At 67.2% G+C, this 22,797-nt stretch carries 27 protein-coding genes; 18 read left to right on the top strand and 9 right to left on the bottom strand.

The window, feature by feature from the left end; translation table 11 throughout:
* Positions 1-109 precede the first annotated feature (109 nt).
* The 12 genes from APZ21_RS19520 (at position 110) to APZ21_RS19465 (ending at position 6,466) form a co-directional block, all read left to right on the top strand.
* Complete coding sequence (locus APZ21_RS19520) at positions 110-694, top strand: hypothetical protein (protein WP_054814765.1); 585 nt, start codon at positions 110-112, stop codon at positions 692-694.
* Between the two features lie 5 nt (positions 695-699).
* A complete protein-coding gene (locus APZ21_RS19515; protein ID WP_156371196.1) occupies positions 700-1,836 on the top strand; it encodes an SRPBCC family protein in 1,137 nt (378 codons plus the stop codon).
* Entirely contained in the window at positions 1,833-2,240 is a 408-nt protein-coding gene (gene gvpJ / locus APZ21_RS19510; protein ID WP_054814764.1) for a gas vesicle protein GvpJ, read from the top strand. The genes APZ21_RS19515 and gvpJ overlap by 4 nt, the downstream gene beginning before the upstream one ends.
* A complete protein-coding gene (locus APZ21_RS19505) occupies positions 2,240-2,992 on the top strand; it encodes a GvpL/GvpF family gas vesicle protein (protein ID WP_054814817.1) in 753 nt (250 codons plus the stop codon). Before gvpJ ends, APZ21_RS19505 begins: the two co-directional genes overlap by 1 nt.
* A gap of 4 nt (positions 2,993-2,996) precedes the next feature.
* Positions 2,997-3,254 carry a gas vesicle protein GvpG gene (locus APZ21_RS19500; protein ID WP_054814763.1) on the top strand — a complete coding sequence of 86 codons (258 nt, stop codon included), beginning with the start codon at positions 2,997-2,999 and terminating at the stop codon, positions 3,252-3,254.
* Between the two features lie 5 nt (positions 3,255-3,259).
* A complete protein-coding gene (gene gvpO, locus APZ21_RS19495) occupies positions 3,260-3,592 on the top strand; it encodes a gas vesicle protein GvpO (RefSeq protein ID WP_082393283.1) in 333 nt (110 codons plus the stop codon).
* On the top strand, positions 3,589-3,993 hold the full coding sequence (locus APZ21_RS19490; protein WP_054814762.1) for a gas vesicle protein: 405 nt from the start codon (positions 3,589-3,591) through the stop codon (positions 3,991-3,993). Before gvpO ends, APZ21_RS19490 begins: the two co-directional genes overlap by 4 nt.
* The gene (locus APZ21_RS19485; protein ID WP_054814761.1) at positions 3,990-4,778 is read left to right on the top strand and encodes a GvpL/GvpF family gas vesicle protein; all 789 of its coding nucleotides are present in this window, start codon (positions 3,990-3,992) and stop codon (positions 4,776-4,778) included. Before APZ21_RS19490 ends, APZ21_RS19485 begins: the two co-directional genes overlap by 4 nt.
* On the top strand, positions 4,775-4,993 hold the full coding sequence (locus APZ21_RS19480; protein ID WP_054814760.1) for a gas vesicle protein: 219 nt from the start codon (positions 4,775-4,777) through the stop codon (positions 4,991-4,993). Before APZ21_RS19485 ends, APZ21_RS19480 begins: the two co-directional genes overlap by 4 nt.
* Positions 4,986-5,300 (top strand): gas vesicle protein K, encoded by a 315-nt coding sequence (locus tag APZ21_RS19475; RefSeq protein ID WP_054814759.1) that lies wholly within the window; start codon positions 4,986-4,988, stop codon positions 5,298-5,300. Before APZ21_RS19480 ends, APZ21_RS19475 begins: the two co-directional genes overlap by 8 nt.
* A gap of 176 nt (positions 5,301-5,476) precedes the next feature.
* Positions 5,477-6,133 carry a class I SAM-dependent methyltransferase gene (locus APZ21_RS19470; RefSeq protein WP_054814758.1) on the top strand — a complete coding sequence of 219 codons (657 nt, stop codon included), beginning with the start codon at positions 5,477-5,479 and terminating at the stop codon, positions 6,131-6,133.
* 99 nt (positions 6,134-6,232) lie between these two features.
* Positions 6,233-6,466 carry a DUF5652 family protein gene (locus APZ21_RS19465; RefSeq protein WP_204249123.1) on the top strand — a complete coding sequence of 78 codons (234 nt, stop codon included), beginning with the start codon at positions 6,233-6,235 and terminating at the stop codon, positions 6,464-6,466.
* 31 nt (positions 6,467-6,497) lie between these two features.
* Here APZ21_RS19465 and APZ21_RS19460 read toward each other — a convergent pair whose 3' ends face one another.
* Positions 6,498-7,790: a serine hydrolase domain-containing protein gene (locus APZ21_RS19460; protein ID WP_162240359.1), complete on the bottom strand. Its 1,293-nt coding sequence runs from the start codon at positions 7,788-7,790 to the stop codon at positions 6,498-6,500.
* Between the two features lie 291 nt (positions 7,791-8,081).
* Positions 8,082-8,405 (bottom strand): hypothetical protein, encoded by a 324-nt coding sequence (locus tag APZ21_RS19455; RefSeq protein WP_239476715.1) that lies wholly within the window; start codon positions 8,403-8,405, stop codon positions 8,082-8,084.
* A 544-nt stretch (positions 8,406-8,949) separates the two neighbouring features.
* Here APZ21_RS19455 and APZ21_RS19450 point away from each other — a divergent pair.
* A complete protein-coding gene (locus APZ21_RS19450; RefSeq protein ID WP_156371195.1) occupies positions 8,950-10,170 on the top strand; it encodes an NsdA family TPR-like regulatory protein in 1,221 nt (406 codons plus the stop codon).
* Between the two features lie 11 nt (positions 10,171-10,181).
* Here APZ21_RS19450 and APZ21_RS19445 read toward each other — a convergent pair whose 3' ends face one another.
* The gene (locus APZ21_RS19445; RefSeq protein WP_054814755.1) at positions 10,182-11,150 is read right to left on the bottom strand and encodes a 2-hydroxyacid dehydrogenase; all 969 of its coding nucleotides are present in this window, start codon (positions 11,148-11,150) and stop codon (positions 10,182-10,184) included.
* 119 nt (positions 11,151-11,269) lie between these two features.
* A complete protein-coding gene (locus APZ21_RS19440) occupies positions 11,270-12,364 on the bottom strand; it encodes a pyridoxal phosphate-dependent aminotransferase (protein WP_162240357.1) in 1,095 nt (364 codons plus the stop codon).
* Positions 12,365-12,739: 375 nt separating this feature from the next.
* Here APZ21_RS19440 and APZ21_RS19435 point away from each other — a divergent pair, with 375 nt between their 5' ends.
* Positions 12,740-13,573, top strand: a complete 834-nt coding sequence (locus APZ21_RS19435; RefSeq protein ID WP_054814753.1) for a helix-turn-helix domain-containing protein — start codon at positions 12,740-12,742, stop codon at positions 13,571-13,573.
* Between the two features lie 64 nt (positions 13,574-13,637).
* Here APZ21_RS19435 and APZ21_RS19430 read toward each other — a convergent pair whose 3' ends face one another.
* The 5 genes from APZ21_RS19430 to APZ21_RS19410 all read right to left on the bottom strand — a co-directional run bounded on the left by APZ21_RS19430 (position 13,638) and on the right by APZ21_RS19410 (position 19,286).
* The gene (locus tag APZ21_RS19430) at positions 13,638-14,306 is read right to left on the bottom strand and encodes a TetR/AcrR family transcriptional regulator (RefSeq protein WP_054814752.1); all 669 of its coding nucleotides are present in this window, start codon (positions 14,304-14,306) and stop codon (positions 13,638-13,640) included.
* A gap of 50 nt (positions 14,307-14,356) precedes the next feature.
* On the bottom strand, positions 14,357-15,121 hold the full coding sequence (locus APZ21_RS19425) for an ABC transporter ATP-binding protein (protein WP_054814751.1): 765 nt from the start codon (positions 15,119-15,121) through the stop codon (positions 14,357-14,359).
* A complete protein-coding gene (locus tag APZ21_RS19420) occupies positions 15,118-15,942 on the bottom strand; it encodes an ABC transporter ATP-binding protein (RefSeq protein ID WP_082393270.1) in 825 nt (274 codons plus the stop codon). The genes APZ21_RS19425 and APZ21_RS19420 overlap by 4 nt, the downstream gene beginning before the upstream one ends.
* Positions 15,935-17,944, bottom strand: coding sequence for an ABC transporter permease (locus APZ21_RS19415; protein ID WP_054814750.1), 2,010 nt, complete (start codon positions 17,942-17,944; stop codon positions 15,935-15,937). Before APZ21_RS19415 ends, APZ21_RS19420 begins: the two co-directional genes overlap by 8 nt.
* A 79-nt stretch (positions 17,945-18,023) precedes the next feature.
* Positions 18,024-19,286, bottom strand: coding sequence for an ABC transporter substrate-binding protein (locus tag APZ21_RS19410; protein WP_174553627.1), 1,263 nt, complete (start codon positions 19,284-19,286; stop codon positions 18,024-18,026).
* Between the two features lie 464 nt (positions 19,287-19,750).
* On the opposite strand from APZ21_RS19410, the gene APZ21_RS19405 reads away from it, so the two are divergent.
* The 4 genes from APZ21_RS19405 to APZ21_RS19390 all read left to right on the top strand — a co-directional run bounded on the left by APZ21_RS19405 (position 19,751) and on the right by APZ21_RS19390 (position 22,785).
* A complete protein-coding gene (locus APZ21_RS19405) occupies positions 19,751-20,074 on the top strand; it encodes a hypothetical protein (RefSeq protein WP_156371194.1) in 324 nt (107 codons plus the stop codon).
* Positions 20,075-20,227: 153 nt separating this feature from the next.
* The gene (locus tag APZ21_RS19400; protein ID WP_054814748.1) at positions 20,228-21,370 is read left to right on the top strand and encodes a sensor histidine kinase; all 1,143 of its coding nucleotides are present in this window, start codon (positions 20,228-20,230) and stop codon (positions 21,368-21,370) included.
* Positions 21,367-22,029 (top strand): response regulator, encoded by a 663-nt coding sequence (locus tag APZ21_RS19395; RefSeq protein WP_054814747.1) that lies wholly within the window; start codon positions 21,367-21,369, stop codon positions 22,027-22,029. Before APZ21_RS19400 ends, APZ21_RS19395 begins: the two co-directional genes overlap by 4 nt.
* Positions 22,030-22,131: 102 nt before the next feature.
* The gene (locus tag APZ21_RS19390; protein ID WP_054814812.1) at positions 22,132-22,785 is read left to right on the top strand and encodes a DUF2306 domain-containing protein; all 654 of its coding nucleotides are present in this window, start codon (positions 22,132-22,134) and stop codon (positions 22,783-22,785) included.
* The last annotated feature ends 12 nt before the right edge of the window (positions 22,786-22,797 follow it).

Raw genomic sequence — 22,797 nt, 5'->3', positions numbered from 1 at the left:
CTACCTCACTGGCTGGGGTGTCATTGCTCGACCGATCCCGGCCACGCCGGTGTGGTGGTGGTCCAGCAAGGAGTCAGCTATGCAAGGTGGCACAAGAATCGCTATAGGGGTGGGTGTCGGTTACGTGCTGGGGCGCACGCGCAAGATGAAATTCGCACTGTCGCTGGCGGGCGCCGCGATGTCGAGGCGGTCCACGGGACTACCGTCCGAATTGCTGGGGCGCGGGAGTTCGCTGCTCAGATCGTCACCGGAGCTGACGCAGCTCACTGACGAGATCCGCGGGGAGTTGATGGGTGCGGTACGCACGGCGGCGGTGACCGCGGCGAGCAACCGTATCGACGCGCTCAACAATCGGCTACAACAGGGTCCGGCGCTCGTCTCGGGTGTTGGCGCCGAGGAGTCCGAGCCATCGGAGACCGAGCCATCGGGGACCGAGGACGAGGAATTCGACGCCACGCTCGAAGCCGAGGACTCGGCGGGCGAGGAGGTCGAGGACGCCGAGTCCGGTGGCGAGCGCGACGAGGAGGCGCCCCGCCCCGCCGCGCGGCCGAGTCGGCCACGGGCCGCGCGCAAGACCGCCTCCCCAACCACGCAACGAAGGTCGGGGTCGGCGGACCGCAAGTCCGCGGCCGCGCCCCGGCGCCGGGCTCGCGCCGATGCCGACGCCGCGCCGGTGCGGCGCACGAGGAGGTGAGACCGTTGGCGAAGACACTGCGCGACACGGCCGCCGGAGTCGGCAAGGCGGCCTCGCAAACTGTCGGCCGGGCTGCGGAGACCGCGACTCGCGCCGGGACGACGGCCCGCGAATCGACGTCCGCACCGACCGGACTGCTGCAACAATCCGTGCAGAATCTCGCCGGAACCCTGGCCGAACGCGCGGTGGCAGGGCTGTCGGACCGGGTTTCGAAGACCGCGGGTCGGCTCAACGAGTATGCCGAGACCGGGCAAGGGAGTCTGCTGGCGGCGGTCACCGGCGTGGAGAAGCTGGCAGGCGGCGCGTCGCCGCTCCAAGCCGCCATGAGCGGAGGGATGAGCAAACTCGGGCATACGGTCCGGGAGAAGTTCGAGGCGGTGAAGGAGTCGTTCACCGGGGGCGGCCGCAAAGGCGGGGGGAAGAAGCTGAAGCTGACCAATATCGTCGAACACATCGATGTCGGCGTGCCGATCGAGCTGGCCTACGACCAGTGGACCCAATTCGCGGACTTCCCGAAGTTCATGAAGAAGCTCGAACAGGTCGAGCAGGTCGAGGACCAGAAGCTCAGCTGGACCGGCAAGGTGTTCTGGTCGAGACGGACCTGGGAATCCACGATCATCGAACAGGTGCCGTTCGAACGGATCATCTGGCGTTCCAAAGGCGCCAAGGGCTATATCGACGGCGCGGTCACATTCCACGAGATCGCCCCGGATCTCACCCGCATCCTCGTCGTGCTCGAATACCACCCGCAGGGCGTGTTCGAGAAGACCGCGAATCTGTGGCGCGCGGCCGGACGGCGGTGTCGGCTGGAGCTGAAGCACTTCCAGCGCCACGTCATGACCGAGGCCGTGCTGCACGGTGACGACATCGTCGGCTGGCACGGCGAAATCCACGACAGCGAGGTCGTCGAGGACGACGAGACGGCACGTCGCGAGGAGGCCGATACCGACGAAGCGTGGACGGATACCGACGAAACCGACGAAACGGAGGAAGACGAGGCAGGCCCGTCGGACGAGGCAGCGGGCGAGGAAGACGAGGAGCGGCGCGAAACCGACGAGGAGCGACAACCACCGCGCCGTCGACCCGCTGCCCGCCGAAAGGTGACCCGTCGCTCGGGTGCGAAGCAAGGAGCGAACCGATGACCATAGAACCCGCGGCGGGCGGAGGCGGCTCCGCGACGTTGGCTCGACCGAATTCGTCGAGCCTGGCAGATGTCGTCGACACCATCCTCGACAAGGGTCTGGTCATCGACGCGTTCGCCCGTGTGTCGCTGGTCGGCATCGAATTGGTGACCATCGACGCGCGCGTGGTGGTGGCCAGTGTCGACACCTACCTGCGATTCGCCGAGGCGGTCGATCGGCTCGATATTTCCGGCAGCGAGCCGAAGGGCCTGACCGATATCGTCGGCGACGTCACCGAGGGCGCGTCGAAGCACAAGACCAAGGGCGCCCTCGAGGCGGCGGGCGAGAAGGTGTCCGACTTCCTCGACGACGTCGAGCACAAACGTCGGACCTCACGGCGGCCGTCCACCCGCGAGGAGCGGTGATGACGAGCGGCGTCTACGTATACGGCATCGTGCCCGCCGACGTCGAACCCGAACCCGATGTCACCGGTGTCGGCGATCCGCCCGCGCACGTGACGGTAGTCCGCCACGGCGAGATCGCCGCACTCGTCAGTCCGCTCGAGTCCACGCGGCCATTGGGCACGCCCGACGACCTCACCGCCCACGCCGAACTGCTGGACGGATCGGCCGCTGTCACGCCCGTGCTGCCGCTGCGATTCGGCGCGGTGATGACCGACGCCGACGCGGTGGAGGCCGAGTTGCTCGAGGCCAACGAGGATCGATTCCGCGCCGCGCTGGAGGAACTGGAGGGCCGGGCGCAGTACGTGATCAGAGGCCGTTACGTCGAAGACGCCGTCCTGCCGCGACTGCTCGACGAGAACGCCGACGCCGCCCGCCTGCGCGAGGAGATCCGCGGTCGACCGGCCGAGGCCACCCGCGACGCGCGGATCGCGCTGGGTGAGCTGATCAGTCGGGCGATCGAGAACGAACGGGCCGAGGACACCGCACGGGTCGTGACCGAACTCGAGGACCTCGATGTGCTGGTCAACCGGCGCGAACCCAGCCACGAGGAGGACGCGGTCCACCTCGCGGTGCTGATCCATTCGAGCAGACTCGAGGAGTTGGAGGACGTGGTGCGCAGGCTCATCGCCGACTGGGACGGGCGAGTGGAACTGGAGTTGCTCGGACCGATGGCGCCCTACGACTTCGTGACCGCGCCCGCCGCGCAAGGGTGAGGACATGGGTCTGCTCTCGTCGATCGTGCTGCTGCCGCTCGCACCGGTGCGCGGCGTGGTCTGGCTCGGCGAGATGATCCAGGACGAAGTCGAGCGGCAACTCCACGATCCGGCGCAACTGCGGCGCGAACTGGAGGAGATCGACAGGGCGGAGGCCGCCGGTCACCTGTCCCGACACGAGTGCGAAGAGGCACGGCAGGCGATCCTCGATCGCATGATCCGCCCCACCGGCGGCGCGATCGCCGCGGATGGGAAGGAGTGAACACGGTGGTCCGCAAGAGCGTGTCCGACGATCCCGACGATGATGCCGCGACACCGGAGAAGTCCGCGGCGACCGCCGGGCGAGCGGCCGCGGTCGCGGTCGCGCGTCTCGAGGAACTGACGTCGCGACAGATACAGGGCGTGACCCGCGTGGAACCCACCGAGGACGGCTGGCTGGTGGAGATCGAAGTGCTCGAGGATCGCCGCATCCCCTCCTCGGCCGACATGATGGCGCTCTACGAGGTGGAGATCGACTTCGACGAGGACCTGCTGGCCTACCGCAGGATCAAGCGCTACAGCCGCGGCAGTACCGACATCGATCCGAGGGGGCGGCGATGACGGTGGCCGGAGGGGGGTCGTATGCGCCGCAACCCTATGGCGGCGGTCATCAGTCCACCAACCTCGCCGACATCCTGGAACGAGTCCTCGACAAGGGATTGGTGATCGCGGGCGATATCCAGGTCAACCTCCTCGACATCGAACTGCTCACCATCAAACTGCGGTTGGTGGTCGCGTCGTTGGAGACGGCCAAGGCCGTCGGCATCGACTGGTGGGAGACCGATCCCTGGCTCAACAGCAAGGCCCGAACCCTCGAACGGTCCGATCGCGACCTCGAGCTCGAGAACCGGGAACTTCGAGACCGGATAGCCGAGTTGGAGGCGGCAGACGAGCGCCGCCAGCCCCTCGAACGCGGCCGATCCACCGAACGCGGCCATGAGCCGGGAACGCGACGATCGTGACCGACGATTCCGGCGTCTGGCTGTACGCGGTGACCGCCCGTGGCGACGACCGAGGGGCACCGGCCGAACTGACGGGTGTCGCGGGTGAGCCGCTGCGGACACTCGTCTCGGGCGAGCTGAGCGCGGTTGTCGGCTCGGTGCCCTCCGACGTCTTCGGCGAAGAACCCCTGCGCGCGCATTTCGAGGATCTGGCCTGGCTGGAGGCGACGGCACGCGCACACGACGCGGTCGTGTCCGCCATGGCGCGCCGAGGGCCGCTCGTCCCGCTGCGACTGGCCACCGTCTTCCGCGACGACGACCGGGTACTCGAGCTGCTTGACGAGCGACGAGCCGATTTCGAGGCGGCTCTCGACCTGGTGAGCGGCCGCACCGAATGGGGTGTGCGCGCGTACGGGGATCGCGATGCCCTTCGCGCGACCGTGGCTGAGGCCGCCGATCAGCGCGGCACGACGACACCGGGCGCCGCGTACCTGGCCCGGCGGCGCGCGCAACTGTCCGCCACGGAGAGCGTGGAACGCGATGCCGCGCGATGCACCGAGGAGATACACGCGCGTCTGGTAGAACACGCCGCGGCCGGACGACGTCAGCCGCTGACGGACCCGGCGGTGAGCGGACGACCGGACTGGATGCTGCTCAACGGGACGTACCTCGTCGACGACGACCACAGCGACGAGTTCACCGCGGCGGTCGCGATGCTCGATGCCGCCTATCCGGGCATCCGGCTCGAACTCACCGGCCCCTGGCCACCGTATTCCTTCGCGGGCGTCGAGCGGGAGCCGACATGACACGGTCCGTGCCTGTCGCCGCCGATCGCCGTGTCGCGCTGGTCGACCTCCTGGACCGGGTGCTCGCCGGAGGCGTGGTCATCTCCGGCGACATCACCCTCGCCGTCGCCGACATCGACCTCGTCCGTATCTCGTTGCGCGCCCTGCTCTCCTCGATAAGCGCCATGGCCGGGTCCGCGCCACGCGACGCGCTGGAACCGGACAGCGATGACTGAATTCGACGGCCTCACACCGCGAATCGACACGGACCCGGAATCGGTCGAGCGCGGGTTGGTCACGCTCGTCCTGACGCTGGTGGAACTCCTGCGGCAACTGATGGAACGCCAAGCGCTGCGGCGCGTCGACGCGGGTGATCTCACCGACGCCCAGATCGAACGCCTCGGCACGACCCTGATGGCGCTCGAACATCGGATGGACGAACTACGCGACCATTTCGGGCTCACCCCCGAAGACCTCAATATCGACCTCGGTCCCCTCGGCACCCTGCTGCCCCGCGACCCGCCCGATGGTGGATCCCGCTGACCCGGACAGACCCCGACGCGATGTCAGAGAATCGTCACGCGCGGCACGAGCCTGGCGGGCCCGCGACCGCATAGCGTCGCACGGGTGAACGATTCCAACGACGAACGGCGCGACGCGGCCGTCGGGCGATACTGTGCCGACACCTCGGGTCGGCCCCGGCCAACCCGCACCGGGCGATGAGCACCACCTTCGATCGCGCGCTGACCGGCGCGGAATGCTGGTTGCGCGCGGCCGACGGAACGACCTGTCCGCTGCCGACACGCCGCTGGCTGGGGGACGCCGACCCCGGCGACCTGCTCGCCGACCACGCCATGGTCAGCCTGTGCGGCGGGCCGACGATCGATCTCGGCTGCGGCCCCGGTCGATTGGTCGCCGCGCTGGTCCGCCGCGGCGTCGTCGCACTCGGGGTCGATATCTCCCCCACCGCCGTCGCGATCGCCAGACGTCGCGGGGCGCCCGCATTGAGACGCGATGTGCTCGGACCATTGCCGGGGACCGGACGGTGGTCGTTCGCGCTGCTCGCCGACGGCAATATCGGTATCGGCGCCGACCCCGCCAGGCTGCTGGCGCGGATCCGCCGATTGCTCGTCGCGGACGGGATCGCGGTGGTCGAATTCGACCGCCCCGGAACCGGGATGAATCTCAGGCGACTACGGCTCGAGACTCCGAACAGCACGGGCGCCTGGTTCCCGTGGGCGCACGTCGGCATGGAGTGCGCCGCACCGTTGGCACGGGCGACCGGTTTCCGTGTCCGCGCGAGCATCGAGGTCGGCGGACGCCATATCGCGGTGCTGCAACGCGCCCCGCTCGACGGGCTCCCGCGGGGGCTATAGTCCACGCCGGAGGTGTCCGCGGCGGAGTCGACCGGCGATGCCGCGGTTGCGGCAGAATGGGGTCCGGTCCGTACCTTGCGATGGAGAGAGGTCACTGTGGTGAGAAAGCGATGGAGCGACCTGAGCGAGCGCGAACGCGGATTCATCGTGGTCGCGAGCGTCTTCGACGGTATCGCGAAGATCGCCGCGCTGGTCGATCTCAGCCGCCGATCCGAGGAGGAAATCCGCGGTTCCAAGCGCCTCTGGGCCACCGTCATTCTGCTGGTGAACTCGGTGGGCGCCGTCCCGCTCGCCTATTTCCTCCTCGCGCGACGCACCCCGGACACGGACTGACACGATCGCGATCGGGACAGCGGCGTGAGCCCTACGTCGGATCGATGGGTCCGATCGAGCGCGGTGTGCGTGTGAGGGGATAGGCAGCCCATCGCAGGTCCATCCCGTCGGAAGTGTCGGTGACGAGGAGAAGTTCGCCTCGAAGCCTGCCCGCCACGGCACGGAAACGTCCGGGTTCCTCCTCGGTGAAACGGGTGTCGCTCGCGGTCGGATCGACGGCGAGGTGCGAGTGCAAACCGTCCGCTTCCCAGCGGAGGATCGTTTCGTCGGCTTCGCACCACCAACTGCCGAGCATGGGTTCGATATGCGGCGGGCACAGTGCCGGATACCACTCCGCGGGTGTCGGCGCGGATTGTTCGCCGAGGGCTTGGATCAGTATTTCCGTTGCGAGAGCGGCGGGTTCGACACCACGGGCGATATTGGCCAGCACCGCGACCGATATGCCGGTGTCGCGATCGAGGACCAGCGCGGACCGGAAGCCCGGCATCACTCCGGTGTGACCCGCGACGATGCCGTGGTCGTGCCGTTCCAGGGCGAGACCGAGGCCCCAGCCGCGGGTCCAGCCGGAAGCGTCGACCATGGTGTGCGGGGTGTGCATCTGCTCGACGACGCCGCCGGAAAGCACGGCCGGTTCTCCCCCGGCCAGCGCGTAACCCCACCGCAGCAGATCGGTGGAGGTGGACCACAACTGGCCTCCGACACCGATCGCTCCCTGATCCATCACCGGTTCGCGATGCACCCGCGCCACGAACGGGTCGAGCCGATACCCGACGACGGCATTGTCCGGCGGCGCCCACGACGTGGTGGTGAGCCCCAAGGGGCGGAACAACATATCGGTGATCACGGACTCACACGACCGGCCGCACACCGATTCGATCACCTGCCCGAGAATCGCGTACCCGAGATTGGAGTAGTGCCACCGCCGACCCGGTTCGGCGACGAAGGCGACCCGCGAGAACACTTCCCGGAGTTCGGCCCGCGACGGCCCGCGCATGGTCACCCACATATCGGTGGGCGCTTCCCGTTGCAGACCACTGGTATGTGACAGCAGCATGCGCGGACTCACACGCCCGAACGGGGTGCCGGGCAGATGCTTCTCGACCGGTTCGTCCAACCCCAGATCACCGCGCTCGGCCAGCAGCAGCGTCACCGCGGCGGTGAAACTCTTGGTGACAGCACCGATTCGGTAAGCGCTCTCACCCGTCGCGACCACACGATTCTCGACATTCGCCTCCCCCGCCACGGCGACCGCGCGCGGCTCCCCGCGCATGCCCACCGCCGCGAGCAGGCTCGGTATCCCGGCATCGGCCCGAAGGTTTGCCACTCGGGCCGACAATCTGGTGTGGAAGTCGCTGTCCATCGGTTCCTTCCGGTCGACACCAGCATCGCACACTCGGCCTTCGCGGTCCGCTCACGCGAATACGGAGACTTTCGCCCTTGGTTGCCACGGACACGCCGAACCCATTGCCGAGGCCACCTTTCGGCGATCTCGACGCCCCGGTAGGCCGGTGGGAGGATGTCGGCTGCTCGCGTGCCCGCCGCGGAATGCATGGGCACGCGAGCCCCGGCGCTCGCCCGACCCCTCGCCGAGCGATACGCGGGTCCGTCGGCATCGCTAGTGCGACACAGGATGGGGTGCCTCGACCAGTCGGACCTGCATCTGCTTCCAGAGCAGGATCACCGCCAGCTCCCAGAGGATCCCGAGTCGATCGGCGCAGCACCGGGCCCGCGCCTGAGCGAAGCGATCGTCGACGGCCGCGGGAACGCTGACGATCTCGTCGAGTTCCATTCCCGCCAGTGCTTGTTCGCGTGTGAGTCGCCGGTCGGGCAGCCAGGTGAGCCGCCACACGGCTCCGTGGCCGTCGGCGACCCGATAGGCCCATTCGGGAGTTATCTCGCTGGTGATGGTCCAGTCAGTGGCGTGAATATGCACGCTCACCTCCGCTTCGAAGAAGTCCGGCCGGGCGCCGGAGTGCGGTATCGCGTAGTGATCACCTTCCCGAGAATGGCGCCGGATACGACGGGTGGCTCCCGATGCTCGCGGTCCGTGAGTGTTCTGCACGCATCGCGTGCATTCTCGGGCGCCGCATCGACAATCGCCCCGAAGCGCCGATACGCTCGCGGAATGCTTCTCCCGAGTGGGATAGCCCCCTTGATATCGGCAGCCCGGCCCGATCGCGGGAACGACCGAGGACGTCCGGATAGAATCCGGGTAACCTGGGAAGATCCGCCACGCCGGGGAGGCCGGAAGGGCAGTGACGAATCAACACAGCAGTACCTGTGGGCGCCGCCTGGCCAATAACGTAGCGGCGTCGGGCGGTTCGAAGCACGACGCCGCGTCGGCCATTCACCGGCACTGCCATGTCTCACTCCTGCGGGCCCATCGCATCGCGAACGGTTTCACTCTGGTCGAGGCGACCGAACGACTGAAAGAAATACTGCGCACGCGCGGCACACCGCGCGAAGGTCTTGCGCACCAACGCATGTCGCAATGGGAGACCGGTCGCGATATGCCGACGTCCTGTTATCTGGACGCCCTGTGTTTCCTGTATCGCTCCCGGCCGGACCGGCTCGGATTCGGAAACGACTATTCCGAGCCCGAATCGGTTCTCGAACCCAGAATCGAGGAAGCCGTGAACCGACGTCATTTCCTCAGCTCGGCCGCGGCCAGTTCGGTCCTCATGTCGACGCCGCCATCGATCGCGGCACCGGGTGGATACGAGGACATCGTGCCCGCACACGGCCGGTCGATGCTCGCCTATGTCACCCTGCTCGAAGAACTCGTCGAGGAAAGCGGATATTCGCTGTACACCGCCTCGCCCGCGGAATTCGTTTCGGCGCGAATGGTCGATCTCGGTCGCGTGGAGGCGAGTCTGCTCACCGTCACCTCGTCCGATCTCCAACGACGACTGCACCGGGTGTTCGCCAAGAACGCCGGATTCATCGCCATTCGTCTGAACGACGTCGCGGGCATGGAGCACACCTTCGAATGGTTCGGCATCGCGCGCCGTGCCGCACGGCGCGCGGATGATCCGGCGGTCGAAGCATGGGTCGCGGGACACATCTGCGATGCGTGCACCTGCTACGGGCAGTCGTTCAACGCGGGTCTCGCCGCCGCGCAGATGGCACAGGCGGCGGGCGGCGACGCTCCGAACGCCGCCGCGGTATTCGGCTATCTCGCCGAGGCGGGCGCCCGCGCTCGAACCGGTAGCCGCCGTGCGGCTTTGGACGCCATACGCAAAGCCGATCGGATGTTCGCCGCGTTGCCGGACTCGGAGACCGTCGCCGACGGACTACACATCACCGAGTACTTCCTGCGCTGGCATCAGTCGAATGCGCTGACCGTCATCGGCGAGCAGGCGACGGCCGATATCCTGCGCGCTCGAGCATTGGAACTACCCTTCGCCCGGCAGGACGAGGTCGGCCGTGCGCTACTGCGTCTGGACGAAGCCGAGTTGCGGATGGGTGCGGGCGATCTCGACGCGGGATGTAGTGCGATCACCTCGATGTGGGAAGCCCTGCCCGCCGAGTTCAGAGTCGGTCAGATCCCGCGGCGTGTGCTGCGCATCATCGACGGTGTGAAACCCGCCCACGCACAGAGCCGGGAGATCCGCAGATTACGTGATTGGCTCGAATCATCGACTTCGCCGGAAAGTATCAGGGCCGACCGCGACTCGAGGTTCGACCGGTCGGCCCTGACGTGATCGCCGATCGCCTATTCGACGAGGAACTCGTCGGTGCCGTCGCGGAGGAAGTTCAGAATGGACCGGACTGTCCGTTCGGCCATGCCATCGCGGGCGTCGTGTGTCAGCGAGGCGATTCCGCCGGTGATCGACAGCGGACTCGGCTGCATCTTCTTCAGTTCCCATGTGACCGGCAGGTCGTCACGGTAGAACCCGTCGAAGGCGGCGGCCCCGAGCCGTCCCGAATTCAGATGTTCGAGCAGACCGTACGGATCGACGACCTCGGCGCGGGCGGTATTGACCAGCACGCTCCCCTCCGAGAGTCGACAAAGCTGGTCGTCGCCGATCAGCCCGGCGGTTTCGCGGTTTCCCGGAGTCATCACGATCACCGACTCCACCGTCGAGAACAGCTCGGTCAGTTCGCGATAGGTGATGCCGAGTGCGTCCTCCACATCCCGCTTGCGAGTGCGGCTGTAGTAGCAGACCTCCGCGCCGAAACCACGGGTCAGAATTTCGGCGATCCGCGTGCCGATGCCGCCCAAGCCGATGATTCCGACGGAATGGCCCCGGACGTCTCGCAGCTTCTCCTCGTCACCGTCGAGACCGTTGGAGTACTGGATCGAGTACTCGGTGAGCCTTCTGCGGCAGTTCAGCAACTGCCCGATGGTGAACTCGGCCACCGAGTTGCTGGAGATGTTCGGTGTATTCGTGACGCGGATGCCGCGTTCGCGAACGGCGTCCACATCCATGAAACTCTCGTACCCGACACCGAGGAACGCGATGAGTTCCAGGTCGGGAGCGGATCGTATGACTTCCGCTGTCGCGACTTCGTTCCCCCCGAGCAGATATATCCGCACATTGTCGAGCGCTCGGATCAGTGCGTCCTCGGTACGGAGCTCCTCGGCGACAGTGCGAACCACGCACCCCTCGCTCTCGAGCTGCTTCAAGAATTTCGGATCGATACTCGAACCGGTAACGAGGACTATTGGCGACTTCTGCATTGTGAATACCCCCGATCGACCGTTGCGGTCGTCGATACTGCTACTGCGATATTGTTCGAGCCCGTTGCCCTGTCGAGCTCGGGTGCTACACCTCCAAATTCCGGATCGACTATCGGCGGTCAGTTCGCGAGAGCTGCCCGCACCGCAGGTGAGGTCAAGATATCGGCCGCGCGGAATATATGGGATTCGGGACGGGCCAGCGACACTCGAACCCGAGTCGTGTCGGCATTTTCGCCGGACCAATAGAATTTGCTGACCGGCAACAGCGCCAGTCCGTGGCCGTGCAGCTCGTTTACAAATGCCACATCGTCGCCCGGAAAGCCGGCGGGAATTTCTACGAGCGCGAAGCTCAAGGCCGTCGTGCCGGTCAATCCCAGCTCCCGCATGGCGGGCAACAATATCTTCGCATTGCGATGTATCGCCTGCTCGATGCGCCGGGAACCCCGATCCGCGGTGATCACCTCGGTGCAGAGATGGAGGCTGATCGGCGACACGTTCAACGTGATCTCGGCACCGATTTCGCGGACGGACTCGCGGAGATCCTTGTTGCCCGTGACGACCATGGACACCTTGCATTCGAGGGTCGACCATATCTTGCCGGTGTCCTCGACAGCGAGCACCATCGGGTGGTTCTCGACCAGTGCGTCCAATGCCGGGTCGGGATCGCCCAGGAACTTGAACGTGCGGTCGACGACGAGCACGGTGTCGTGGCGGTCGAGTATGCGACCGAGCTGCGCCCAGAGCTCGGGGTCGGGATGCCATCCGGTGGGATTGTTGGGAGCGCACAGGAATACGGCGTCATGGGTCCGCGCGGCGCCCAGAATCTCCTCGGCGTTCTCGCCGATCGGTGTCATCGTCACCCCTGCCCGTTTCAGCAGCAGTGCCAGACTGTCGAATGTCGGCTCGATCAGCGCCACCCGTCGCCGATCCTCGGCGGCGAGCACTTTCGCGACCGCGTCGATCGCCAGGCTCGCGGAGGGAAAGAAGACGACATCCCGATGCGGTAATACGGAACCGTTGCGGATCAGCGCGTCGAGGAACGCGGACTCGAGGTCGTGTTGGCTCGCCGCGGCGAGCGTCTCCAATAATTCCGGAGTGAAGCTCACCGAATCGGGACGGAGCTTGGCGTGACCGTCTGCGAGATTGCATTCCACCTGGAGGCCCGCCGTTTCATATTCGGTAAGGGTCGGCGGCCGTCGCAAAACAGACCTCATGGTCGTATTCCTTGTTTTCGAGCATGGCAGTACAGCCAGCTGCATGTGGATATCGGTCGATGATGATCAACAATGTGGCGCACGGATAGCGCCCACTACCTCGTTTCCGCCGTGTATGGAATACTCCTCACTTCCAACCACGGTGTGCACTCCCATTGCCTGACTTCACGGTAGCGGCGAGCGCTCGGCCGTGGCAAGCTCGACGCGTCGTAGCGTTATAGAGCTCTATATTGTGAATATTGTCGGTCGGGGGACCGGGGCCGACATCCTGTGGTGGAGGTAATGATCTTGACGCAAGAGCCACGGCCCGTTGCGTTTCCCGCAACCCTGCGCTCGCTTATCGAATCACCCACGGTATCGAGTAGTAGAAAAAAGTTGGCGCGCGCGCTTCACGTCAACGAGGCGACGGTGTCGCACTATCTGCACGGTCGAGCGAAACCGAGTTTCGACGCACTGATCGGCATCGCGCAGTTCTTCGACGTGAGCATGGACTATCTCATCTTCGGCGAACGTCCCGACGCGGTGATCGGCGACGAGTCGACGCTGATGAAAGCCCAGATCCGATTGGCCATCGCCGAGGCCAGCGACCTCAGCGGCCGCCATCTCGACATGTTCTCCCGCATCGCGCGGACGCTACAGAACGAGATCGACTCCACGGCCCGCAAGCTGGCCGAACTCGGCGACTATTCGGCCCCGGTCGGCTTCGTGACCAATGCCGAGGCCATCGGGATGGAGACGTGCACCCGCCGCGTCAGAGTGATGACCCGGATCTTTCAGTCCGATATCAGCGACGGTGAACCCGGCCCGTTCTTCGAGGTGGTCGTGAGCAACCTCAATCAGGGACGGACGTACGAGTATCTGCTCTACGGTGAAATAGACAGGCTGAGCCCGCAGGTCGATCGACTGCGGGAGTTGATCGAGCGGGCAGGAGTGCCCAAGGAGATCGTACGAGAGAACATTCAGTTCAGGCATATTCGACAGGAACTGGTGTGCGCGGTCTGCATCCTCGATCTCGATCTGGCACTGGTGGAACAGCGCGAGCCGATCCTGCGTGAGCGCCACCGCGGAGGTATCACCGCCGAAGGGGTCTGGGCATACATGAATGTCCAGCGTGACGACGCCCAAGGCGGATTCACCATCGAGCCCGTCTATCTGGAGTCGGCACTGCGGCAGTTCGACCGCGACTGGAACGCCGCCCGTCGCGTCTGAATCACCGAATTCTTCTCCGGCACCGAATCGAGAGCCGATCCGATCGCCGCCCGCGCGACCCGGACTATGGCGATCGGGAGGCGTCTATGGCGCGCAGTTGTTCGGGCCGCACCGCTCGCAGAACGGCCAGGGTGGCGGTGACGGCCAGGTCGCTGGCGGCGTCGATACCGGCGCCCGCGACGATGACGGCGCGGTAGGCGATGTCGAGGCTGATACCGAGGAGCATGGTGGCGAGGGTGTCGGCGCCGCCGTGGATGGGGGTGCCCTGTTCGGCGTAGTTGGCGCGCAGGCGGTCGGCGATGCGCGGTTCGAGGGCGGCCGACAGTTGGCGACCCGGGTGCGTGTCGGCGTACCGGTTGTCGAGCAGGACACGGAATCCCTGCGGATTGCGGCGGGCGTAGACGAACAGCGATTCGACCGAGTACCGGGCGCGCTCGCCGTACTGCATCGTCTCGCCTCTGTCGTATATCTCGAACATCCAGGTGGTGAGGGCGTCGAGTTCACGGTCGATGACGGCGTCCACGAGGGCGTCGCGGGAGCCGAAATGGGCGTAGAGGGTCACCCTGGAGGTGTCGGCACGCTGGGCGATGGTGTCCATGGTGGCCCGGTCGACGCCCACTTCGGCCATCACCGCGCAGGCGGCGTCCAGCAATTCGGTGTCGGTGGGACGGTTGCGGGTGCTGCGGCGGGTGGACGCGGGCTTCCGACGGCCCGCGGGCCGGGTGTCGGTCACGCTCCCTCCCTCGTTGCCTCGACGCTGTCGCACATGCGGTCGGCGTCGTTTCACCTCCGGTCGGACACGGACTCCTCGAGGTTACCGAAATACGCCGCCTCGACCATATCGCGGCGGGCGCGCAGCTCCGACGCCGAGCCGGTCAGCGCGACCCTGCCGTGGTGCAGCACGACCGCCGAATCGGCGATCGACAACGCGAGCTCGATATGTTGTTCCACCAGCAGCACGGCCATGTGCCGGTCGTCGGCGATCGTGCGCAGCCGCGGCAGCAGATCCTCCACCGCGATCGGTGACAGGCCGAGACTGAGTTCGTCGATGAGCAGGATCTTCGGTTGGCACAACAGTGCTTTCGCCAGTGCGAGCATCTGTTGTTCGCCGCCGGAGAGCGTGCCGCAGCCGCGCGAGCGCATCGTGGCGAGTTTGGGGAAGTAGTCGAAGACGTCCTCGACGGACGGGCCGTTCCTGCGGCGCGCCAGGCGCAGATTGTCGTCGACCGACAGGCGATGGAACACCCCGCGGCTGTCGGGGACCAGAACGACGCCGCGGCGCGCATTGCGCTCGACGCGGCTGTCCAGTGGCGCGCCGAGTGCGGTGATCCGGCCCGCCAGCAGCGGCAGCGCGCCGACCGAGGCCAGCAGTGTCGTGGTCTTGCCCGCACCGTTCGGTCCGAGCAGCGCGAGGATCTCGCCCGGTCGCACGCGGATATCCAGATCGCGCACCGCGGGGACGCCGCCGTAGCCGACGGTCATCCCCTCGATGCTGAGAGCCGGATTCGCCTCGCGCGCCGGTGATTCGGATGTCGCCGGACTTGTCATACGGTCTCTCCTGCGGGTCGGGCGGCCGGTGCCGGGTCGGTGCCGCCGGTGCCGGTGGTGCCGGTGGTGCCGGTGGTGCCGAGATAGGCGGCGATCACCCGTGGGTCCTCGCGGATCACCTCGGGTTCACCCGCGGCGATGACGACCCCGAAGTCCAGGACGTAGAGCCGACGACAGATGTCGAGCACCAGCGACATGTCGTGGTCGATGAGCAGCACGCCGATGCCCGAGGCCGCGATCCGACGCAGATGCGACCCGAATTCGCGGCTCTCGTGTGTGTCGAGTCCGGCGGCGGGTTCGTCCAGCAGTACCACCTTGGTGCCGCCGACGAGCGCGCGTGCCACGCCGACCAATTTCTGTCTGCCGAGGGTCAACTCGCCGGGCCGCTGGTCGGCGACACCCGGTACGCCCACCAATTCCAGTGCCGCGTCGATGGTTTCACCGGGCGGGGCGGATCCCTTGACGATATCGCCGAAGATCGAGCGCAGGCCGGTGGGCTGCACGGCGACAGCGAGGTTCTGCGCGACGGTGAGATCGCCGAACAACTCCCCCGCCTGCCAGGTTCGGGCGAGTCCGGCGCGGCGGCGGCGATGCGGGCCGAGCCGGTCGAGTGCCACACCGCCGAGGGTGACCCCGCCGGTGGACCTGGTGAATCCGGTGACCGCGTCCACGAAGGTCGTCTTGCCCGCGCCATTGGGTCCGATCAGGCCGACGATCTCCCCTGACTCGACGGTGATATCGATCTCGCTGTTGGCGACGACGCCGCCGTATCGCACCGACAGGCCGTGCGTGCGCAATGCGGGCCCGTTGTTGTCAGACATGAACCGGCGCTTCCTTTCCGGTGTCCGAGGCGTGCTCGTCCGCGACCGTGCGGCCAGCGCGACGCGCTCGCACCGCGGTGAGGCGTTCGAGCGTCGACGCGATCGCCCCCGCGATGCCGACCGGATTCAGCACAGCCATGAGCAGCAGTACTCCCGCGGCGATGAGGTCGTAGTATTCACCGAGTTCGAGGGTCTGGTTGAGGAAGACGTAGCCCACGCCGAGCGGGCCCGCGGTGCCGGCGATGAAGGCGCCCGTGACCGAGGTGATGCCGCCGACGTAGGTCATCGCCAGGACCGTCAGCCCGATCACCACCGTGAACGACCCCGCCGACAGCTGACCCCGGCTGTAGCCGATGAGGCAGCCCCCGATGCCCGCGAGGAAGGCCGAGACGGCGAAGCCGAGCAGTTTCGTCGCGGCGACGTCGATTCCGACCGATGCCGCGGCGCGCTCGTTGGATCGCACCGCCAGCAACGCCCGACCGGTCGAGCCGGCCATTATCCGCATCACCGCCAGCGTGCACAGTGCCACCACCACCAGGACCATCAGCGCGAAGCGCAGGGTGACGAGGTCGGTGCCGTCGCGGACGCCAAGGTCGACACCGAACAGGGTGGGGTCGGAGATGAGGTTGCCCCGCGCGGGGGTCAGCGACGGATTGTTGAACACGAAGCTCTGGATCGCCAGCGCGGCGGCCAGGGTCACCACCGCCAGTTGCGCGCCGCGAATGCGCAGCGCGGGCACGCCGACCAGGATGCCGAGGGCGGTGGCGGCCGCGGCTGCGAGGATCATGCCAAGCGGGAACGGTATGTGCCACCCGTCGGCCAGTTTCGACAGCGCGAATCCCGCCGTACCCGCGAAAGCCATACTGGCCAGGGAGATCTGGCCCAGATACCCGGTGAGCAGCACCAGCGACAGCGCGATCAGCGACAAGATGATCGAGGTGACGACGCCGTAGCGCCAGGTACCCGTGGTCGCGACGATCGCGACGACCGCGACCGCGATCACCGCGAGCGTCGGCACGACACGCAACCGCGGGATGCGCACGGCGGGCATCTGCACCGCGCCGAGCGATCCGCGCGCCGGAATCCGGCCGCCGAGCAAGAACAGCGCGATGACGACGATGACGAACGGCACCGCGTCGCCGAGTCCGGCCTGTGCCCAGTTCGGCCAGAAGTCCTTGGTGTCGACCCACAGCAGCACCGCCTGGAACGACCCGAGCACCAGCCCGGCCGCGCAGGCCACGGCGAACGACGACAGGCGGCCGACCAGCGCCGCGGCCAGTGCCGGGATCACGTAGAAGGTGTAACTGGTCTCGTTGAGTCCGATGGTGAACGCGGCGAGCACGCCGATGAGACCGCACGCGGCGCCGGTGAGCGTCCAGACGATCGCGGCGAGCCGGTCGGGCGAATAGCCGGTCAGGCGTGCGGCCAGTTCGTCCTCCGAGCCCGCGCGGGTCGCGATGCCCGCCGTGGTGAGCGTGAAGTACGCCTTCGAACCTATGGCCACGGCGATGGCGACCCCGGCCAGGATCAGGTCGGAGACATTGACCACGGCGCCGGCCACCGTCACCGTGTTCTCCGGCAGAATCGGTGTGGCGAAGAGATTTTCGGTGTCGAAGCGCAGGCCGACAAGTGCCTGGATGAACAGCATGAGCCCGACCGAGGCGACCACCTGCGCCAGTACCGGCGCGTGCCGCAGCGGACGGAACACCGCCACATGCGCCAGCAGCGCCCACGCCGCCGCCGAGCCGACTCCCAGCCCGATCGCGGCGGCCATCGGTGTCGGATGGGCCGCGCTGCCGAGGGGGATGTCGCCGATCGGCAGGACGAAGGTCCCGTCGGTGCGCAGCGCCGCCACGACGTAGACGGCCCACAGCGCGAACGCGCCCTGCGCGAAGTTGATGATTCCCGTGGCGGCGTGCACCCCAACCAGCGAGGAGGCCAGGACGGCGTAGACGGCGCCGGTCGACAGACCAAGGAAGACGAATTGCAGGAACTGGCCCATATGCCCGATTTCTCTTCGATAGTCGAACGATGGGCAGGCGGCTCGTCGCGCCGAACCTGCCCACCGCGGGACTTGTCGGTCAGGCCGCGCCCGGGATCAACTTCAGGACCTCGGGGCTCGGGGTGATGTACCCGCCGGTGACCGGCGCCTGCTTGCGGTCACCGGTGACCTCGAACAGCAGCATGTCCGTGGTGCAGTTGGGGGTGGTGGCCTTACCGCAGGTGAGCTTGGGGCCGAGGAAGCTCTGGTAGTCGGTCAGTCCCTTGAGCGCGGCGAGGATCGCGGGCCCGGTGAATTCGGCCGGAGCCGCGGAGTTCAGTCCCTGGGCGAAGTCGACGAAGGTGGCGAAGGTGCCGTAGGCATAGAAACCGGCTGTGCCACCGGCCTTTTCGACGAACTGTTCGGTGGTCTTCAGATTCGACTTCGCGGGTTCGGGTGCGGCGTCGACGGCGGGCGGCAGCCACACCGGGGAATACGCCTGCGCGCCGACGGCCTGTGCGCCCATGGTCTGCACGAATTCGGTGCACGCGGCGAGGAATACCGTGCCCGAGTACTTCACGGACTTCAGCGCCTGGGCGAGCTTGTTGCAGGTGTTGTCGTTCGGCGAGGTCATCAAACCGCCCGCGGCGGGGGAACCGTCCGCGATGGTGGTCGCCAGCGCGGTGAAGTTCGGTCCCGCGGCCGGGTAGTACGCGCTCTTGACATCGATGCCGAGCTGCTTGCCCAGCGGGGTGAGCAGGTTGTCGAACACCTGATGCGCCTGGGGCAGATCGGCGTTCACCAGGGTCAACGAGTTCTTGCCCGCCTGCTTGAGCGACTGGAGGAAGCCGACGAGGAAGGCGGCGGGCGGCGGTCCGAAGTACACGCGGTTCTCCACGACGGCGGCGGTCGCGGTGTTGAACGGGATCTGGCCGACCATCGGAATACCGGCGGAGGTCAGAATCGGCATGGCGGCCGAGGATTCGGCGTTGTAGCCGTCGATCGCCGCCACCACGCCCGCCTGCACGAACTGGTTGGCGCAGGAGATCGTGGACTCGGGCGAGGTGTTGTCGATACCGCAGTCGACGACGTCGATCGGACGGCCCTTGATGCCGCCCATCTGATTGTTGATGTAGTCGACGGCCGCGTTCTTGCCGGTGGTCACGCCCGCTTGGGTCGCCGGACCCTTGGACGGATTGAACAGGCCGACCTTGATCGGCTCACCACTGGCCTTGATACCCGGTGCGGTGGCGCCGGTCGCGCCGCCCGCGTCGGAACTGCTGTCGTCACCGCACGAGACGACGGAAAACACGCACGCGACGGCCAACGCCGCCGCCGCGATTCGGCCGGTTCTGATACCCATTCTGAATGCCTTTCCAGGCCGGTCGTGCCCGCGATCAGCGCCGGGCCACCCCGTCGAGCTCCGTATTTCCGCACCGGATCGCATCATCGACGTTTCCGGCGACCCGATCGTCATGTGATCTGGGCCACTAGAAGCTAGCTCAGCCTTACATGAGTGTCAAGCTAAATCCGCGTGTTTCATTTGCGGGTGAAATGCGAGTTAGATGCCCCATGAGCGACAGCACTCCGCCGACCCGAGCCCATCGACACGGCCACCACGGCACCCGCCTGCGAATGACCGGCGACCTCCGCCCGCACCTTTATGTTACCGACAACCCGCACTTGCGTCCTCTGCGGCGACCGAAGAGGTCCACTTGCCCATCGAGCAAAAGCACTGCCTCACACGTCAACTTCTTCCATAACGCTTCCGAAAATCGAGTGCACGCGGTTATTATGTTAATGATAATTCTCTCACAGAGGAGCGCGATGATGCGTACACCCCTTCGTCTCGTGGCAGGCTCGGTCGCGGCGGCGACACTCGTCGTCACCGCCGCCGGCGCGACGGCCGAACCGATCGACTCCGCGCCAGCGCCCGCCCGAGTGGCGCAAGCCGCACCGGGAACCGGCTCGTCCGCGCTCGACACCGGATCGACGGCGGCGAACACGGCCGTGTGGTACATCCAGCACGGCGATGTCATCGGTATGCTGCTCCTGCTGGCGGGCACCCCCTTCGTGGCCCTGACCAGCGGCGTCTGCGACCTGATCACGCTGTCGGGATTCCGTAGCCCGTGCGCGACGGCGACCAAGTGAACGACGGCCGTTCCGAAGCTCGCGGGAAACGAGCCACGCGGGCGTAGTCTTCGACGCGTGCGCCGGTGGCGGGTCGGCCGATTCCGCCACCGGCGCACGCGTGACCTGCACCGCGGGCCACGGCGGCCACCGCCGCTTCCGTAGCATCGACTCGTGCGTAAGCTTCTGCGCTCGGTGTGGGACGAACCACGGGCACCGAATCCGCCGCGCCGGACGTGGCCGGATCGGGCGCTGGTCGCGGTGTGCGCCGCACTGGTGGTGCTGGAAGTCCTGGTGCGCGCGGAACTTCCGCATCGGATGTTGTGGGCCGTGGTCGCACTGGCGATCCTGCCGACCTTGTTGTGGCGGCGGACACGGCCGTTGCCGATGGTGTCCATCGCCTTCGCCGTCTCGGCGGCGGGCACCGTCCTGGCGGGCGGTGAGCAGTCCGGATTGTTCACCCTGGCGGTGATGCTGCTGTTGCCGTTCGCGCTGCTCCGCTGGGGGTCGGGCCGCGAAATCGTGCTCGGAATGGCGATTGTGCCTCTCAGCACCGGTTTCTCCATGGCGGTTTCGCATCTCGCGGCGGCGGATGTCGCGGGCGCAGCGATCGTGCTGTTCGCGGTGACGACGCTCGGCGTGGCACTGCGGTACCGGGCGCGAGCCAAGGCGCGTGAGCTCGACCAGGTCAAACTTATCGAACGCGAACGGCTGGCCCGCGATCTGCACGACAGCGTCGCGCACCACGTGTCGGCGATGGCGATCCGGGCGCAGGCGGGTCTGGCGACGGCGGCGGCACGACCCGACGCGGCCATCGACGCACTGCGCTTGATCGAGGCCGAGGCCACCCGCGCGCTCCGCGAGATGCGCGCGATGGTGCACATGTTGCGGGCCGACGGGTCGGCGCCGGACGCGGTCCTGAGTCCCGGCCCCGGTATCGGCGATGTGGCGGAGTTGGCCCGCGAGGCCGGGCACGGGCCGCCGGTGGATGTCGAGATACGCGGCGAGACAGCGGATCTGTCGGCGGCGGTCGGGACCGCCGTCTACCGGCTCGCCCAGGAGTCGGTGACCAATGCCCTGCGCCATGCGCGCAACGCGAGCCGCGTGCGGGTCCGCGTCGAGACCGACGGCGCCGCAGTGTGTCTGATCGTCACCGACGACGGTGATCCCACGCGCGGACTCACCTCTCCCGGCTACGGTCTGCTCGGAATGCGCGAACGCGCGGCACTGCTCGGCGGCACCTGCGAGGCGGGTCCGCGTCCCGGCGGAGGCTGGCGGGTGCGCGCGGTGCTGCCGATCACGCAGGCGCCGCGATGACCGGGAATCTGCGAGTGCTCGTGGCCGACGACCAGGAGATCGTCCGCACCGGGCTGGTGATGATCCTCGATGCCCAACCGGGGATCGAGGTCGTCGGCACGGCCGCGGACGGGCTGCGAGCGGTCGAACTCGCGCGGGAACTGCGTCCTGATGTGTGCCTGTTCGATATCCGCATGCCGCGGATCGACGGCATCGAGGCGACCCGGCGTTTGGCCGGGCCCGCCGTCACCGACCCGCTCGCCGTCGTCGTCATCACCACCTTCGACCTCGACGAATACGTCTACGCGGCCCTGCGCGCGGGTGCGCGCGGATTCCTGCTGAAGGAGGCGGGCCCGGATATGCTCGCCCAGGCCGTGCGTGCCGCCGCGAGCGGTGACGCGCTCATCGCACCCAGCGTCACCGCGCGACTGCTTGCCGCCTTCGCCTCCGGCGGACCGAATCCGACATCGCCACCACCGAGCACGCCGCTGACCGCGCGTGAGGAGCAGATCCTCGCGGTCGTGGCGCGCGGGCGCACCAACAGTGAGATCGCGGCCGAACTGCACATCAGCCTCAGCACCGTGAAAACGCATATCGCCGGTCTGATGGCCAAATTGGGCGCGCGCAATCGGGTGGAGATCGTCATCTGGGCCTACGAGACGCGCCGGGTCGCGCGCTGAGCCGTCGGCCGAAAGTACGACCGCGCCGTCGCACCATCGGACGAGGCGATTCGAGCCGTCGGACCGATGTCCGGCGACGCGGAGATCGCCAGAATTTCCGGTATGGTCTCATCTGCTCGTTCGAATCGGCTCGTACCCATCGGGCTGGTCCTTCTCGGCGCGATTCCGGTGCTCGCGGGCGGTATTCGCGTCGCCGAACTGTCCGGGACGGCCGAGGTCACGGCCGACAACGCACGCTTCTTCGCCGCACCCGCGCCGATTCTCGTGCACGTGATCGCCGCGAGCCTGTTCACCGTCCTCGGCGCACTGCAATTCGCGCCGCGGCATGGCCGTTGGCATCGCCGTGTGGGTCGCCTGCTGGCTCCGCTCGGACTCGCCGCCGCGCTGTCGGGGCTGTGGATGACGCTGACCTACCCACTGCCGGAACATGATTCGGATCTGCTCAACACATTCCGGCTGCTGTTCGGGAGCGGCATGGCCGTTTCGATTCTGCTCGGCGTCTCGGCCCTGCGGCGCCGAGACTTCGCCCGCCACGGCGCGTGGATGACCCGCGCCTACGCCATCGGCATGGGCGCCGGGACCCAGGCATTGCTGCTCGGGTTCTGGGAGGGCGCGACGGGGGCGACCGACGCGCTCGCACGGGCAGTGCTGAGCGGCGCCGCCTGGGCGCTGAATCTCGCGGTCGCCGAAACGGTCATCCGGCGGCGAGCGCATCCGGCACACACGAACACCCCCGCCCACATTCCCGCGATGTGAGCACCTTGAAGG

Origin of the sequence: Nocardia arizonensis (assembly GCF_001310275.1) — a bacterium.
GTDB classification, from domain to species: domain Bacteria; phylum Actinomycetota; class Actinomycetes; order Mycobacteriales; family Mycobacteriaceae; genus Nocardia; species Nocardia arizonensis.
Note: the sequence above shows the minus strand (reverse complement) of the source record. Positions and strands in the feature narration are given on the sequence as shown.

Excerpts from the sequence above, each read along its gene's own strand:
- APZ21_RS19490 (WP_054814762.1), top strand. The coding sequence starts at position 3,589 with ATGACGGTGGCCGGAGGGGGGTCGTATGCGCCGCAACCCTATGGCGGC.
- APZ21_RS19500 (WP_054814763.1), top strand. The coding sequence starts at position 2,997 with ATGGGTCTGCTCTCGTCGATCGTGCTGCTGCCGCTCGCACCGGTGCGC.
- APZ21_RS19390 (WP_054814812.1), top strand. The coding sequence starts at position 22,132 with ATGGTCTCATCTGCTCGTTCGAATCGGCTCGTACCCATCGGGCTGGTC.
- gvpJ (WP_054814764.1), top strand. The coding sequence starts at position 1,833 with ATGACCATAGAACCCGCGGCGGGCGGAGGCGGCTCCGCGACGTTGGCT.
- APZ21_RS19450 (WP_156371195.1), top strand. The coding sequence starts at position 8,950 with ATGTCGCAATGGGAGACCGGTCGCGATATGCCGACGTCCTGTTATCTG.
- APZ21_RS19440 (WP_162240357.1), bottom strand. The coding sequence starts at position 12,364 with ATGAGGTCTGTTTTGCGACGGCCGCCGACCCTTACCGAATATGAAACG.
- APZ21_RS19475 (WP_054814759.1), top strand. The coding sequence starts at position 4,986 with ATGACTGAATTCGACGGCCTCACACCGCGAATCGACACGGACCCGGAA.
- APZ21_RS19425 (WP_054814751.1), bottom strand. The coding sequence starts at position 15,121 with ATGACAAGTCCGGCGACATCCGAATCACCGGCGCGCGAGGCGAATCCG.
- APZ21_RS19470 (WP_054814758.1), top strand. The coding sequence starts at position 5,477 with ATGAGCACCACCTTCGATCGCGCGCTGACCGGCGCGGAATGCTGGTTG.
- APZ21_RS19480 (WP_054814760.1), top strand. The coding sequence starts at position 4,775 with ATGACACGGTCCGTGCCTGTCGCCGCCGATCGCCGTGTCGCGCTGGTC.
- APZ21_RS19420 (WP_082393270.1), bottom strand. The coding sequence starts at position 15,942 with ATGTCTGACAACAACGGGCCCGCATTGCGCACGCACGGCCTGTCGGTG.
- APZ21_RS19505 (WP_054814817.1), top strand. The coding sequence starts at position 2,240 with ATGACGAGCGGCGTCTACGTATACGGCATCGTGCCCGCCGACGTCGAA.
- APZ21_RS19410 (WP_174553627.1), bottom strand. The coding sequence starts at position 19,286 with ATGGGTATCAGAACCGGCCGAATCGCGGCGGCGGCGTTGGCCGTCGCG.
- APZ21_RS19395 (WP_054814747.1), top strand. The coding sequence starts at position 21,367 with ATGACCGGGAATCTGCGAGTGCTCGTGGCCGACGACCAGGAGATCGTC.
- APZ21_RS19405 (WP_156371194.1), top strand. The coding sequence starts at position 19,751 with ATGATGCGTACACCCCTTCGTCTCGTGGCAGGCTCGGTCGCGGCGGCG.
- APZ21_RS19415 (WP_054814750.1), bottom strand. The coding sequence starts at position 17,944 with ATGGGCCAGTTCCTGCAATTCGTCTTCCTTGGTCTGTCGACCGGCGCC.
- APZ21_RS19445 (WP_054814755.1), bottom strand. The coding sequence starts at position 11,150 with ATGCAGAAGTCGCCAATAGTCCTCGTTACCGGTTCGAGTATCGATCCG.